13 protein-coding genes are annotated in these 13,259 nt (G+C 69.5%); 3 read left to right on the plus strand and 10 right to left on the minus strand.

The annotated features are described in order from the left end of the window. Nucleotides 1-56: 56 nt before the first annotated feature. The 5 genes from I4J89_RS03795 to I4J89_RS03815 all read right to left on the minus strand — a co-directional run bounded on the left by I4J89_RS03795 (nucleotide 57) and on the right by I4J89_RS03815 (nucleotide 6,107). Nucleotides 57-914, minus strand: coding sequence for an RsmA family anti-sigma factor (locus I4J89_RS03795; protein WP_196412401.1), 858 nt, complete (start codon nucleotides 912-914; stop codon nucleotides 57-59). Beyond that, entirely contained in the window at nucleotides 911-1,609 is a 699-nt protein-coding gene (gene sigM, locus I4J89_RS03800; RefSeq protein WP_309238173.1) for an RNA polymerase sigma factor SigM, read from the minus strand. Before sigM ends, I4J89_RS03795 begins: the two co-directional genes overlap by 4 nt. A gap of 51 nt (nucleotides 1,610-1,660) precedes the next feature. Next, complete coding sequence (locus I4J89_RS03805) at nucleotides 1,661-3,208, minus strand: protein kinase family protein (RefSeq protein WP_196412402.1); 1,548 nt, start codon at nucleotides 3,206-3,208, stop codon at nucleotides 1,661-1,663. Between the two features lie 215 nt (nucleotides 3,209-3,423). Continuing rightward, complete coding sequence (gene murJ / locus I4J89_RS03810; protein WP_196412403.1) at nucleotides 3,424-5,178, minus strand: murein biosynthesis integral membrane protein MurJ; 1,755 nt, start codon at nucleotides 5,176-5,178, stop codon at nucleotides 3,424-3,426. Between the two features lie 50 nt (nucleotides 5,179-5,228). Next, complete coding sequence (locus tag I4J89_RS03815) at nucleotides 5,229-6,107, minus strand: hypothetical protein (protein ID WP_196412404.1); 879 nt, start codon at nucleotides 6,105-6,107, stop codon at nucleotides 5,229-5,231. A 57-nt stretch (nucleotides 6,108-6,164) separates the two neighbouring features. Here I4J89_RS03815 and I4J89_RS03820 point away from each other — a divergent pair, with 57 nt between their 5' ends. After that, nucleotides 6,165-7,595, plus strand: a complete 1,431-nt coding sequence (locus tag I4J89_RS03820; protein WP_196412405.1) for a CCA tRNA nucleotidyltransferase — start codon at nucleotides 6,165-6,167, stop codon at nucleotides 7,593-7,595. Here I4J89_RS03820 and I4J89_RS03825 read toward each other — a convergent pair. Together I4J89_RS03825 and I4J89_RS03830 are read right to left on the minus strand one after the other, a co-directional pair. Further along, nucleotides 7,592-8,698, minus strand: coding sequence for a hypothetical protein (locus I4J89_RS03825; RefSeq protein ID WP_196412406.1), 1,107 nt, complete (start codon nucleotides 8,696-8,698; stop codon nucleotides 7,592-7,594). The two genes, I4J89_RS03820 and I4J89_RS03825, sit on opposite strands and share 4 nt — an antisense overlap. Next, the gene (locus tag I4J89_RS03830; RefSeq protein WP_196412407.1) at nucleotides 8,695-9,213 is read right to left on the minus strand and encodes a SigE family RNA polymerase sigma factor; all 519 of its coding nucleotides are present in this window, start codon (nucleotides 9,211-9,213) and stop codon (nucleotides 8,695-8,697) included. The genes I4J89_RS03825 and I4J89_RS03830 overlap by 4 nt, the downstream gene beginning before the upstream one ends. A gap of 92 nt (nucleotides 9,214-9,305) precedes the next feature. Between I4J89_RS03830 and I4J89_RS03835 the strand changes: the two genes are divergently transcribed. After that, nucleotides 9,306-9,761 (plus strand): methylated-DNA--[protein]-cysteine S-methyltransferase, encoded by a 456-nt coding sequence (locus I4J89_RS03835; RefSeq protein WP_196412408.1) that lies wholly within the window; start codon nucleotides 9,306-9,308, stop codon nucleotides 9,759-9,761. A 92-nt stretch (nucleotides 9,762-9,853) separates the two neighbouring features. Here the strand turns inward: I4J89_RS03835 and I4J89_RS03840 are convergent, their stop codons facing one another. From I4J89_RS03840 to I4J89_RS03850, 3 genes are all read right to left on the minus strand, one after another. Then, entirely contained in the window at nucleotides 9,854-10,423 is a 570-nt protein-coding gene (locus I4J89_RS03840) for a peptidoglycan-binding domain-containing protein (protein ID WP_196412409.1), read from the minus strand. A 117-nt stretch (nucleotides 10,424-10,540) separates the two neighbouring features. After that, nucleotides 10,541-11,620, minus strand: a complete 1,080-nt coding sequence (locus I4J89_RS03845; RefSeq protein ID WP_196412410.1) for an inositol-3-phosphate synthase — start codon at nucleotides 11,618-11,620, stop codon at nucleotides 10,541-10,543. 23 nt (nucleotides 11,621-11,643) lie between these two features. After that, nucleotides 11,644-12,249 (minus strand): PadR family transcriptional regulator, encoded by a 606-nt coding sequence (locus I4J89_RS03850; RefSeq protein ID WP_196412411.1) that lies wholly within the window; start codon nucleotides 12,247-12,249, stop codon nucleotides 11,644-11,646. 161 nt (nucleotides 12,250-12,410) lie between these two features. On the opposite strand from I4J89_RS03850, the gene I4J89_RS03855 reads away from it, so the two are divergent. After that, complete coding sequence (locus tag I4J89_RS03855; RefSeq protein ID WP_196412412.1) at nucleotides 12,411-12,845, plus strand: DUF5318 domain-containing protein; 435 nt, start codon at nucleotides 12,411-12,413, stop codon at nucleotides 12,843-12,845. The last annotated feature ends 414 nt before the right edge of the window (nucleotides 12,846-13,259 follow it).

Below are 13,259 nucleotides of genomic sequence, written 5' to 3' on the forward strand. Positions count from 1 at the left end.
CTAGGTATTCACCATTCCCCGGACCGGCCCGTGTCGGACCTCACGCCGGGGTTCGGTCAGCGTACCGGCACTTTGTGCAGGGCTGCGGCGCCCGCCCCGCGCGTGCCGCAGTCCGGGCCGACGGCCCAGGTCCATCCGCCGTTGGCGGCGGTGAACTGGACGATCAGTGCCGGGGCACCCTCGAAGCGCGCGTAGTCGACCAGTGCCACCGACAACGGGCCGCCGGCGTTCTCCCGAGCGATCATGTCGAGGCAGTCCAGCAGCACGTTCGAGGCGAACAGCGGGGACAGAGCGCTCTTGCCGGCGGCGTTCTCCTCGCCGGGTGCGGCGGGGTCGGTGAAGACGTGCGGACTTCCGGCTTCCGCCGCGCCGGGCATGCCCAGTGAGGCCCGGCCGTAATCCGTGTCGGTGTGCAGTATCTGCGCCAGCGAAGTATCCACCATCGGTGCGCCCTCGGCATCCGCGACGGAGCTTCCGGCGGCGGTCGACTGCGCGTCGTCGGCTGACTGGCTGGAGAACCGGGTCAGGCCGAAACCGGCGAAGGCCAGAACACCGGCGGCCACGGCGACCGGCTTGGCCCAGCTTGCCCATCGCCGCCGGCGATGCTCGGCAAGATCCAAAACCTTTGCGGGTACGGGTTCAGCGGACTCCCCGGGAGCCCCCGCGGGCACCGGGCGGAACATCGCGTCCAGCCGGGCGGCGAGGCCCTCGGGCATCGGCTCCGGAGGCAGGTCCAGCAGCGTCGTGCCGACCGCCGCCATCGCGGGTGCGAGCTCGTCGAACGCCGCGTGCCAGGCCGGGTCGTCGGCGATCAGCGAGGCCACCCGCTCCTCGTCCGGGGTGCCGAGCAGGGCGCCGCCGACGTAATCGGCGAGCAGATCGAGGTCGACCCCCTCGAACTCGGCGCCCGTCACCGCTGATCCCTCCGATCATGTCCGTTGGGCAGCGGAACGACCGCTGCCGACTCGGATGGGACGCTCCCGCGGCCGCCACGGTTCCCGGCCTGCCCCGGTCCGCCGCGCAGATAGCCGAGAGAGATCGCCATCCGGGCGCGGCCCCGGGCGCAGCGGCTCTTCACCGTGCCCTCCGCCACGCCGAGCATCTCGGCCGCCTCGGCCACCGGGTATCCCTGCACGTCGACCAGGACGATCGCGGCTCGCTGCTCGGTCGGCAGGGCGGCCAGCGCGTCCCGCACCACCAGCACGGTGTCCTGATCCGGCAGGGGTGCGGCCGGCTCCGGGCCGGTCGGCCGATCATCGGAGTGGCTCCCGTCCGGCAACGGCACGGTGGGGTGGGCCTGTCGCCGCCGGATCCGGTCCAGGCAGGCGTTCACCACGATCCGGTGCAGCCAGGTGGTGACGGCCGAGTCGCCGCGGAACCGGGCGGCGTTACGGTGTGCGTTCAGCAGGGCGTCCTGGACCGCGTCGGCGGCCTCCTCGCGGTCGCCGACCGTACGCAAGGCGACCGCCCACAGCCGGTCCCGATGTCGGCGGACCAGCTCGGCGAAGGCCCCGGTGTCGCCGTCCACGTGGGCACGGATCAGCTCGGCGTCGGTCGGTGCGGTCTCACCCGCACCAGCCACGCCGGCTGAAACCTCCCGGAAAGTCACGCCAGCAATGTAGTGCACGACGGCGATCCGCCGCGCGGCCTCGCCGGACTCTCAGTATCCGTACAGCTCGATCTCGTTGACGCTGATCTTGTAACCGCCGCGGCCGTCCTCCGCCTCGGGCAGGTCGCTCACGAAGACGAGCACGTACTGGTACTTCTGGTCCGGGTTGAAACCGGAGAAGACGAAGTTGGTGCCGGCCTTCTTCTCCGGCTCCTCGTCACCCAGCCGGGTGTACGTGTCGACGATCTTCTTGTCGCCGGTGGAGCTGTCGCCCGGATCGCTGGTGCCGGTGCGGACGTCGATCGTCGCGCCGGGAGTCGACGTGGCGACCCGGACCTCGGAGAGGTTCCGCGGCGCGCCCAGGTTGATCAGGACGCCCATGCCGGGCTTCAGGTTGCCGAAGTTCGACCGGTTCTCGTACCGCGAGGTCTCCCAGGCGGTGTCCGCCTTGCCGTCGACGGTGAATTTCGCCTGGTCGCTGTCTTTGCGCTCGCCCTTCGGCGGGTCGACCATGCGGACCATGCTCGCCTCGAGGGCGATCTTCGTCGGGGACGGCGCCGGAGCCTGCCCGTCCTGCGAGTCGCCCTGCCCGACACCGGCGTTCACCGGGGCGGTGGCCTGCGTGTCCGGTTGCGTCGAGTTGCTGATCGCCCGGATGCCGAAGACCAGGCCGATGATCGCGATCACGACCAGCGCGCCGACCCCGATGAGAATCTTGGGGGTGCTGCGGATCTGGTCGGTGGCGGCCGACGGGTTCTGCACGAACCGCAGCGGACCGACGTCCTCGAACTCCTCGTCCTCCGCCGCGGCGTCGAGCCGGCCCAGCTCGGCGGTGAGCGCGTCGGCCGCCGGGGCGGCCACCCGCCCGTCCAGCAGGTCCATGGTGAGATCGTCGAGGTACGCCGGGACACCGGCCCGGACCTGTCGCGGGGCCGCCGGGTTGCCGGCGCTGTCCCGGTTCGCGTCCGGCAGGGCGGAGGCGCCCACCTCGGCGTGCGGCCAGTGGCCGGTGAGCGCGAAGTAGAGGACGCCGCCGACCGCGCGGATGTCCGACTCGACGCTGTCCGCCTCGTCGGCCCGGGCGTCGGCCAGGACCACCCGGCCGTCGTCGGCGATCAGCGTGCTGCCGGGATGCACGTTGCCGTGGATCATGCCGGTGGCGTGCACCGAGGTCAGGGCATCGGACACGGCGTGCGCGATGGCGATCGCCCGGGCCGGGTCCAGCGGGCCCTCGGCGCCGACCATGTCGCGCAGCGACTCACCGTCCACCCACTCGCGGACCACGTAGGCCCGGTCCTGTTCGTCGATCGCGTCGTAGACGCCGACCAGGTTGGGGTGGATCACGCGGCTCGCGGCGACCGCGGCCTGCAACATCTCGGTCGCCGAGCTGCCGCCGGGGTGCCGGAGAACGACGGCGACCGGGCGGCGCAGCACCACGTCGATGCCCCGCCAGACCTGCCGGCCGGCGCTGTCGTTGTTGACGTGCGCTTCCAGTTGGTAACGCTCGGCCAGAATTTCACCGACGGTGGGGGCACCGAAGGTCAAGACCGGTCCGGCCTCGTCGGCCGCGGTCTCGTGGCCTTCGCCGACCTGGGTCACCAGTCCTCCCTCGGTGGTGCATACCTCTGCGCTGCATTCCTCTTCAGCCCAGGACGAGGTGCTCCTGAGCACATGCCGACACCGACCATACCCGCATCAAGCCACGGTCTGGCAGGTCGTCCCCCCGGCGCGGCAACAGTGTCCCGGCGTACGAACCGGGGCAATCTCTCCCGATTCAGTCAAGAATTGCCCGATCTGGGGTGAGTTACGGCCGGTCAGCGCCCGAGTTTGCGGCGTACCATCCCGACCACTTGGCTGATCTCCTGGACCCGTAGGGCCAGTGCCGCGCCCAGATAGGCGATCACGATCACCGCGCCGCCGACGACCAGCTGCACCAGCGCCTCGACCTTGCCGTCCGGCTGACCGGTGCCCGGGAGCAGCTTGAGGACCAGGAAACCGAGCGCGGCGGCGATCGCGGCGGCGACGGCCACCTTGATCAGCGACACGGCGACCGTGCCGAGGTTCAGCCGGCCGATCCGCCGCCGCAGCACGGCCAGCGAGATCAGCGCGGAGACCAGGTACGACAGGGCGTTGGCGGCGGTCATGCCGGCCGCCGAGAGCGACTTGTCCAGTACGGCGGCGAGCAGGAAGTACGCCCCGATCCGGACCGCCACCACCGGCAGGTTGATCAGCGCGACCGTCCGGTTGCCCTGCAACGAATAGAAGGCGTACGTGCAGAGGTAGCTGATCGAGAGGGGCAGCACGGCGAACGCCGCGACGCTCAGCACGGTGCCGGTGTCCAGCGCCGCGTCGTTGCTGTAGTTGCCGCCCTGGAACAGCACGACCGCGATCGGCGTGCCGAGCACCGCGTAGACCACGGCGATCGGGGCCAGCGCCGCGCAGGTGAGCTTGATGCCGCGGCTCAGATCGGCGCTGACCTCGGCGTACCGGCCCTCGGAGGCGGCGGCGCTCATCTTCGGAAGCAGTGCGGTCATCACCGACACGCCGATGATGCCGTGCGCCATCATGGTCAGCAGGTAGACGTTGTTGAAGGCCAGCACGCTGGCACTGCCCTTGCCGGCCACCTCGTTGAGCAGGCGGACCACGACGAAGACGGCGACCTGGTTCGCCGCCACGTAGAGCAGCATCCAGCCGGCCAGCCCGCCGATCTCACGAAGGCCCAGCGAACGCGGATCCCAGCGCCACTTCCACCGGAAGCCGACCTTGCGCAGCGCCGGCAGCAGGCCGATCGACTGCACGATGATGCCGAGCAGGGTTCCGCCGCCGATCAGGAGGATCTGGGCGGCGGTGACGGTTTCCGGGCTCAGGTTCTTGTCGGTGCCGAAGACCAGCAGGAAGACACCGCAGGTCGCGATGATCACCAGGTTGTTGAGGATCGGCGCCCACATCGGCGCGGCGAAGTGCCCGCGCACGTTCAGCACCGCGCCGATCAGCGCCGAGACGCCGGTGAAGAAGATGATCGGCAGGATCAGGTACGCGAAGCTGGTGACCAGGTCCCGGTAGGCCTCGGTGTTCTCGGCGCTGGCCTGGATCGCGGTGATCACCGGAGCCGCCGCCACCACCAGCAGGGTCGCGATGCCGAGCGTGGTGGCCGCGAAGGTGAGCAGCTTCTGGGTGAATTCCTGGCCGCCGTCCGCGTCCGCCTTACGACGGCGCACCAGCAGCGGGATCAGCACGCTGGAGAGGATGCCGCCGAGCAGCAGCTCGTAGATCTGGCCGGGCAGGAACTGCGCACTGGTGTACGCGTCACCGACGCCGGCGCCGAGGGCCATGCCGATCAGCGCGTTCCGGACGAAGCCGATGACCCGGCTGACCAGGCTGCCGACCGCCATGATCGCGCTCTGGCCGGTGGTGCTCCCGCCGCTCTGCTCGGGCGGGATCCGCTCCGGTGGCAGTGCCTGGTCGCCGCCGGGGCCCTGGGCGTCGACCGAGACCACGGTGACCCCGTCCTCCGCCGGCGGCTGCCCGTCCGGCGCCGCGTGGGTACTGCGGTACAGGCCGCCGTTCACCCGAGCCTCCTCCAGGCGTGCCGATGTTCGCCCCACCCTAAATGGAAAGGTCACACGTGGTGACGCAGGAGGGTGCCGGGCTCGGCTCCGGCCAGCGTCTCCACCATCCAGCATGCCTCCAGCGGCATCAGCGGCTCACTCAGCGCATCGAGCACGGTGGGATGGTCGCAACCCGCTTCGGTGAGCGCGCCCAGCAGAGCCGGTACGAAAAGCAGGTCGCCCGAGTCGGCGATCCTTCTGGCCAGGGGGCGCGTCTGCGCGTACCAATCCTCTTGGGGAAGGTGCCGCAACTCAGCCGCCGCCCGGCGGACCAGCTCAGCCAACTGCTCGTGCGGGAAGCGCTTGTCGGCGCGGACCGTGAGCGTCGCCCGGCCCGGCGCGCTCAGTGCCGCGATCGCGGCCTCGTCGAGCACCTGCGGCGACGGCGCCGCCGGCGCCGGCCACCACTGCGCGTCGCTGAAGAGCGGAAGCGGGGTCTGTTCCGGCCCGGCCGGCGCGGCCGCCGGTACCTCCCGGCGCAACGACCGGTACGCCGCCTCGCGCACCGCCGCGATCCAGGTCACATCGTCGTCCGCGGTGGCCGGCGCGAACGGGGACAGCAGAGCCACCACCAGTCCCGGGTGCGGGAGGGTCGGATCGGCCAGGGCTATCACCCGTGCGCAGGATTCCAGCTCCCACCATTGGAGCGCCGCGGGGTACGGCCCGTCCGCCGGAGCCCAGCCGAGCTGGACCGGCTCGCTGGAGGCGGGGCAGCGCAGACCGAGCGTCCGCTCGCCGGACGGCAGCTCGATGTCGAGCACCAGCGCGTAGCCGCCGACCACCGGGAACGACACGCGGAGCTGCGGCGGGAGATCATCGGCCTCGCTGAGCTGGCCCGCCCAGAACTGTGGGTCCTGGGTCAGGTGTAGCAGCGACTCGGATACCGGCACCTAGTCATCCTGCCCGGCGACGGCCGTAACTGCCACAGCGGATACGCTGGTCACCCCATGTCTGTTCTGAATCACGCCCAGCAGAAAGCGGTAGCCGAGCTGCTCCGCGTCTCTCCCGTCGCCGACGAGCTCGGTCGCCGGTTCGCCGCCGCAGGTCACGAGTTGCACCTGGTCGGCGGGTCGGTACGCGACGCGCTGCTCAGCAGCCTCGGCGACGACCTCGACTTCTGCACGGATGCCCGGCCGGAGCAGACGCTCGCCGTGGTGAACGGCTGGGCCGACGCGATCTGGGAGACCGGCCGTGAGTTCGGCACGATCGGCATCCAGAAGAACGGCCTGCGGCTCGAGATCACCACGTTCCGGGCGGAGGCCTACGACGGGGTGACGCGCAACCCGGTGGTGTCCTACGGGACCTCGCTGCTCGACGACCTGTCGCGGCGGGACTTCACGATCAACGCGATGGCGGTCTCGGTTCCGGGGCACGAGTTCACCGACCCGTTCGGCGGTCTGCGGGATCTGGCGGAGCGTGTGATCCGTACGCCGGCCACGCCGCAGCTCTCGTTCGGTGATGATCCACTTCGGATGCTGCGGGCGGCTCGGTTCGCCGCCAAGCTGCAGTTCACTGTGGAGCCGTCGATCGTCTCCACCATGTCGGACATGGCGGGTGATCTCGACCGGATCACCACGGAACGCATCCGGGACGAGTTCACCAAGCTGATGAACAGCGCCGACCCGATCGCCGGGTTGCGCCTGCTGGTCGACACCGGCCTCGCCGACCGGTTCCTCCCGGAGATCTCCGGTCTCAAGCTGGAGATCGACGAACACGCCCAGCACAAGGACGTGTACGAGCACACGCTGATCGTGGTGCAGAACGCGATGCGGCTCGAGGGCGACGAGGGCCCCGACTTCGTTCTGCGGATGGCCGCGCTGATGCACGACATCGGCAAGCCGGCCACCAAGGCGGTCGGCCGCGACGGGCGGGTCAGCTTCCACCACCACGAGGTGGTCGGCGCCCGGCTCACCAAGCAGCGGATGAAGGCGCTCAAGTACCCCAAGGACGTGATCTCCGACGTGGTCGGGCTGGTCGCCCTTCACCTGCGCTTCTACGGGTACGGCCGCGGCGAGTGGACCGATTCGGCGGTACGCCGCTACGTCACCGACGCCGGGCCGCTCCTCGGCCGGCTGCACAAGCTGACCCGATCCGACGTCACCACCCGCAACCGGCGCAAGGCGGCTCAGCTGGCCGCCGACTACGACGCGCTGGAGGAGCGGATCGCCCGGATCGCGGCCGAGGAGGACCTGGCCAAGGTCCGCCCCGACCTGGACGGCAACGCGATCATGGAGTTGCTCGGGGTGCCACCGGGTCCGATCGTGGGGCAGGCGTGGCGCTTTTTGAAGGAGCTCCGCCTCGACCGGGGGCCGCTGGATCGCGACGAGGCCGAGGCGGAGCTGTTCAAGTGGGCCCGCGAGCAGGGCCACATCTCCTAGAGGCGCCCCACGCTGATCCGGCGGCCGGCCAGCCCGGGTGGCATCTGGGTGGTCTGCAACAGCCGTCCGCTCAGGTCGTAGAGTCGCGCCTCCGCGCTGCTCACCACCAGGATCAGATCCGCGGCAACGAAGTGCATCTGACCGGAGCCGACGAACGTGCCGGCGATGCGGCCAGTCCCGGCTTCGACGAACATGCGTCTGGTCCGATCCCGGGGATCCGGGTCGACCAGCACGTACCGGCCGTCCGGCGAGACGGCGTTCTGGCCGCTGACCGGCGAACTCGGGAACGGAACCGTGCGCAGTACCGCCCCGGTCTCCGGCGAATAGACCTGGATTCCCGCGACGTCCCGGCTCCCGGCCCTGCGCTGCGGCAGGCTGATCTCGGTGCCGCCGGCCAGCCAGCCGAAGAAACACTCGTCGGCACACTCTTTCAGTCCGCCCGGCGTGTCCACGTCCCGGTGCGTTCCGGTGGCCGGGTCGACGAACCGCATCCCGCGGTCCTGGGTGACCAGCAGTTTCGTACCGTCCGGCGACCATTGCGCGCCGAGCGGGGTGGCCGGCCCGTAGCCGAGCTGCCGGACCTCGCCGGTCGTGGTGTCGGCGATGCCGATCCGATTGGCGCGGTAGACCAGGGCGTACCGGCCGGCGGGCGCGCCGATGACGGTCTGGTAGCGCGGAGCGAGGATCCGGTAGCTGCCGGTCGCCCGGTCCAGGACCAGGTTGCCGTTCGCAACCGTCGAGGTACCCGTCTTGCCGTCGATCTGCCGCTCGAGCGTCTGGCTCACCGCGGTGACGACGAAACCACCGGGCAGCCGGATCGGCTCCTTCCACCACTGCCTGCTGACCACCGGAGCCGGCGGCAGCTCACTGGGCGGCGGTGCGACCGGCGTCGGCGGGGGTGCCGATCTCCGTCCATCCACGACGGCGTACGGGACGAGCACGGCGCTCAGCAGCACCACGGCGGCGAGCCCGGTGATCGTGCGGCGTCGGCGGCGGATCCGCCGGCCCTGAAACCGGGCGGCGGTGGCCAGATCGTGGGCGCGCGGTGCGGTCGCGGCCAGATCGTCGACGGCGGCGCGCACGGTGTTCTCCAGTCGCGTCATCGCAGACCTCCCGTCGAGTACGTCCGTTCGTCGGCGTCACCGACCAGGTCCCGCAGCTTGGCCAGGGCCCGGGACGCCTGACTGGCCACCGTGCCGGGCCGGCAGCCGAGCACCTCGGCGGTCTCCTCGACCGACCGGTCCTCGAGATAGCGCAGGACCAGCACCGCACGCTGGCGGGCCGGCAGCGACAACAGCGCGGCACGGACCGCCATCCGATCGGCGACCTCCTGGTCCGGCCGCCGGGCGTGGGGGCGGTCCGGCGGCTCGGCGACGGGCACCTCGCGGTGCCCGATCCGCCGCCACAGCGACACCCGGTCGTTGTAGATGATCTTCCGGACGTACGCCTCCGCGTCGCTGTGAATGCGCGGCCACCTGGCGTACGCCTTGGCCAGCGCGCCCTGCACCAGGTCCTCCGCCGCTCCGCGGTCCCCGGTGAGAGCGTGTGCGATCCGAAGCAACGTCTGCCCCCGATCCGCCACGAAGGCGGTGAACTCCGCCTCGAGTGACTCTTTCAACGGTCACCTCCACGGGTCAGACGCCGGAACGATCGGAAACCTTGCACGGCCGCGTGCGCGAGGTTGTCGTACCCGTGGCGCAGAATCGAGGAATGTTCGTGGTCGAGTCACCGATCGGGCCACTCGGCGTCGCCGTCGAGGGCGACGTCGTGGTGGGCGTGCGTTTCGGCATGGGACCCGGGCCGAGCGCCGACCATCCGGCGGTGGAGCAGTTGCGGGCCTACTTCGCCGGGGAGCTGACCGGCTTCACCGTGCCGTTCGAGTTGCGTGGCGGCTCGGAGTTCGAGCGGGCCGTGTGGGGTGAGATCGCCGCGATTCCCTATGGGGAGATGATCACCTATGGGGCGATCGCGACCGCGCTGGGCGATCCCGGGGCGGCGCGGGCCGTCGGCACGGCGTGCAACCACAACCCGATCCCGGTGATCGTGCCGTGTCATCGGGTGGTCGGCGCGGGCGGCAAGATGGTCGGCTTCGGGGGTGGGCTGGAGCGCAAACGGAAACTGCTGGAGCTGGAGGCCCGAGTGGCGTTGACCCGAGCCTGGGGTTGAATTGTGTGAGTGCTCCGTGCGTACCGGTGCGGGGTTGCGAAACAGGCCGGCCCATCAGGTGGGCCGGCCTGTTTATTCGGGTTACTCGGGCGTCAGCCGTCGAGACGCTTCAGCGTGCTGAAACTCTGGCCCGTGGCGTGGTATCCGAGGCAGCTGGTGGAGTTCGTGTTGGCGGCCGAACCCTGGATCCACTTCATGGCCATGAGGGTCTGCGGGCCGAAGATTCCGTCGACACCGACGCCGATCCGGTCCTGCACGGTCCGCACCGCGGACTGGGTGCCCGGGCCGAAGTTGCCGTCGATAGAGATGCTGATGCCGTAGCAGCGAACGATCGTGAGCTGCAGTCCAGTGACCGCAGCGTTGATGTTGCCGCGACGCAGCTCGCAATCGGCGAGGAAGCGGCTGTTGGGCTGCGTGCCGGCGGGCCGCGGAACGAAGTTGATGTAGGTTCCGGTGGGGATGCTCTTCATCTGCCAGGACTGGGTGCAGACGGGATCCGCCGCAGCGGCGGGACTGGCCGGTGCCACCGCCACAGCCGTGAATGCGGCGATAGCCGCGGCGGCGACGGACAGCTTCTTAACCAGCGATTTCAAGTCAGTCTCTCCCCGATAGGAAATTTCGTAGATTGTGCACGTCCCGGGAGTGCACGATGCTACGGCCATGATCGTCTACGGTCAATGAACGGGCGATTGCTTCGGCGGCAAGATGCGGGGACGAAGCGGGGACAACAAAACGGCCGGCCCCAGCTGGGGCCGGCCGTTTTGTTGTTACGGAATAGGTCAGCGCTCGATGTCACCCTTGATGAACGCCTCGACGGCCGCGTGGGCGTCGTGGTCGCTGTACTGCACCGGCGGGGACTTCATGAAGTAGGACGACGCCGAGAGGATCGGGCCGCCGATACCGCGGTCCTTCGCGATCTTCGCAGCGCGGACCGCGTCGATGATCACACCGGCCGAGTTCGGCGAGTCCCACACCTCGAGCTTGAGCTCGGCGTTCAGCGGGGTGTCACCGAAGGAGCGGCCCTCCAGGCGGATGTACGCCCACTTGCGGTCGTCCAGCCACGGCACGTGGTCCGACGGGCCGATGTGCACGTCGCTCTTGACCATCTCGTGCGGGATCTGGGAGGTCACCGACTGGGTCTTCGAGATCTTCTTGGAGACCAGGCGGTTGCGCTCCAGCATGTTCATGAAGTCCATGTTGCCGCCGAAGTTGAGCTGGTACGTGCGCAGCAGCTCGACGCCGCGGTCCTCGAAGAGCTTGGCGAGCGCGCGGTGCACGATCGTCGCGCCGACCTGGCTCTTGATGTCGTCACCGACGATCGGCAGACCGGCGTCGGTGAACTTCTGCGCCCAGGCCGGGTCGGAGGCGATGAAGACCGGCAGAGCGTTCACGAACGCGCAGCCGGCGTCGATCGCGGCCTGGGCGTAGAACTTGTCGGCCTGCTCGGAGCCCACCGGGAGGTAGGAGACGACCACGTCGACCTCGGCGTCCCGCAGAGCCTGCACGACGTCGACGGCCTCGGCCGACGACTCCTCGATGATCTCGCGGTAATAGGTACCGAGACCGTCGAAGGTCGGTCCACGCTGGACCGTGACGCCGCTCGGCGGCACGTCGGTCAGCTTGATGGTGTTGTTCTCGCTGGCGACGATCGCTTCGCTCAGGTCCATGCCGACCTTCTTGGCGTCCACATCGAACGCCGCGACGAACTTCACGTCGGATACGTGGTAGTCGCCGAAGGTCACGTGCATGAGACCCGGGACGCGGTCGTTGGGGTCGGCGTTCTTGTAGTACTCCACGCCCTGCACGAGGGACGAGGCGCAGTTACCCACACCGACGATGGCGACGCGGACGGAGCCCATCGCGTTTGCCTCCTTGTTGTTCATCACGGCCGGTCCGATTGCGGACGCGGTGGTTCAGGGGTGATTTCCGCGCGATTGCGGAAAGCGGGGGTACGACCTGAGCGTTCGTTGGTGATCAGCTCCTCGAGCCAGCGGACCTCGCGCTCGCAGGCGTCGAGACCGTGTCGCTGGAGCTCAAGGGTGTAGGCGTCGAGGCGATCGGCGGCCCGGGACAGCACCTCACGCAGGCCCTCACGGCGTTCCTCGACCCGGCGCCGCCGCCCCTCCAGAATGCGGAGGCGGGTGGCCCGGTCGGTGCGGGAGAAGAAGGTGAAGTGCACGCCGAAGCCGGCGTCGTCATACGTCTCCGGGCCGGTCTGGGTGAGGAGGTCGGCGAACCGCTCCTTGCCCTCCGCCGTGATCTTGTAGACAACCCGGCCCCGTTTGCTGGTCATCGGGGGAATGATGTCGTTGCTGGTCTCGGCCTCGCTGATCCAACCGGCCAGCTTCAGCCGCTTCAACGTCGGGTAGAGAGTCCCGTAGCTGATCGCGGCGCGCAGGGTGCCGAGTTTGGTGGCCAGCTCCTTACGGAGTTCGTACCCGTGCATCGGAGCCTCCTGAAGGAGGCCGAGGATCGCCAGTTCCAGCACCGGCCCTCCTCTGCTGAACGCTGTCCCGATGTATCGGCTCGATACATCGCAACCGTAGATCGGCACCCGCGAACGCGCAACTCGGACATGCTCCGAAGTCGCCACGCCACGCTCCGTGATGACTGTCGCCGGGTTCGCGGTGACCGCGTACGCTTCTCGCCATGCGCACGCAGCGGCAGGTCGTCGACTACTCGCTACAGAGGCGGGCAGTGTTGCGTGACGTGCGGAAAGGCACTATCGGCACGCTTGAGGTGTGCGACGCGTCTCCTTACTTGAGAAACGCGGCGACGTACCACGGCGAGCCGACCGACGAGCGTTGTCCGATCTGCCGCCGGGACAACCTGACGCTGGTGCATTACGTGTACGGCGAGGAGCTGAAACAGTCCGCCGGGCAGGCCCGCAAACTGGCCGAGCTACCGGTGCTGGCGATGACGCTCCGTGAGTTTCAGGTTTTCGTGGTGGAGGTCTGCCGCTCCTGCGCGTGGAACCACCTGATCGAACGCTACGTACTCGGCCGCGACGGCCTCTCCGCCGACGATCCCTCGATCAGCGAGGCGATGGGTCTGGTGTCACACCGCGGGGAGGGGCGCCGATGAACCGGTTCGAGATCGCTAACGTGTACAAGATTGCGACCGATGAGGGCAGCCAGTGCCCATATTGGTCATTTCGGTCATTTGACAAGACGGCTGCATGGAACGCAGCCGAAAACGCCCGCTCGTGGCGCAGTGCCGGGATGGCCCATCCGGGCTGGTCGGCCGCGCCCCCGCGACCGGTAGGTGTGAAGAAATGAACGCGTACGGCGATTCGCAGTCAGCACGAGCCCGGGTCCGAGTGCCCGGGCCGTCCGCTGCTTCCACGCCTGACGACGAGCCAAACCTGGGCCGGCCCGCCCCGGACGCCTATCGGCGTTCCGCCGGTGCCGCCTCGGTGGCCGGGTCAGGGCGTGCGTCGGTGGGCGGCGCTTCAGCCGGCCGGGCATCCGTCGGAGCAGCCCCGGTCGGGGCCGCATC

The organism is Actinoplanes aureus (genome assembly GCF_015704865.1).
Lineage (GTDB): Bacteria > Actinomycetota > Actinomycetes > Mycobacteriales > Micromonosporaceae > Actinoplanes > Actinoplanes aureus.

What these genes read in the sequence shown, in the direction of transcription:
- I4J89_RS03840 (WP_196412409.1), bottom strand. Translation starts at nt 10,423, where the DNA reads ATGGCCGTAGCATCGTGCACTCCCGGGACGTGCACAATCTACGAAATT.
- I4J89_RS03825 (WP_196412406.1), bottom strand. Translation starts at nt 8,698, where the DNA reads ATGACGCGACTGGAGAACACCGTGCGCGCCGCCGTCGACGATCTGGCC.
- I4J89_RS03820 (WP_196412405.1), top strand. Translation starts at nt 6,165, where the DNA reads ATGTCTGTTCTGAATCACGCCCAGCAGAAAGCGGTAGCCGAGCTGCTC.
- I4J89_RS03845 (WP_196412410.1), bottom strand. Translation starts at nt 11,620, where the DNA reads ATGGGCTCCGTCCGCGTCGCCATCGTCGGTGTGGGTAACTGCGCCTCG.
- I4J89_RS03835 (WP_196412408.1), top strand. Translation starts at nt 9,306, where the DNA reads ATGTTCGTGGTCGAGTCACCGATCGGGCCACTCGGCGTCGCCGTCGAG.
- I4J89_RS03855 (WP_196412412.1), top strand. Translation starts at nt 12,411, where the DNA reads ATGCGCACGCAGCGGCAGGTCGTCGACTACTCGCTACAGAGGCGGGCA.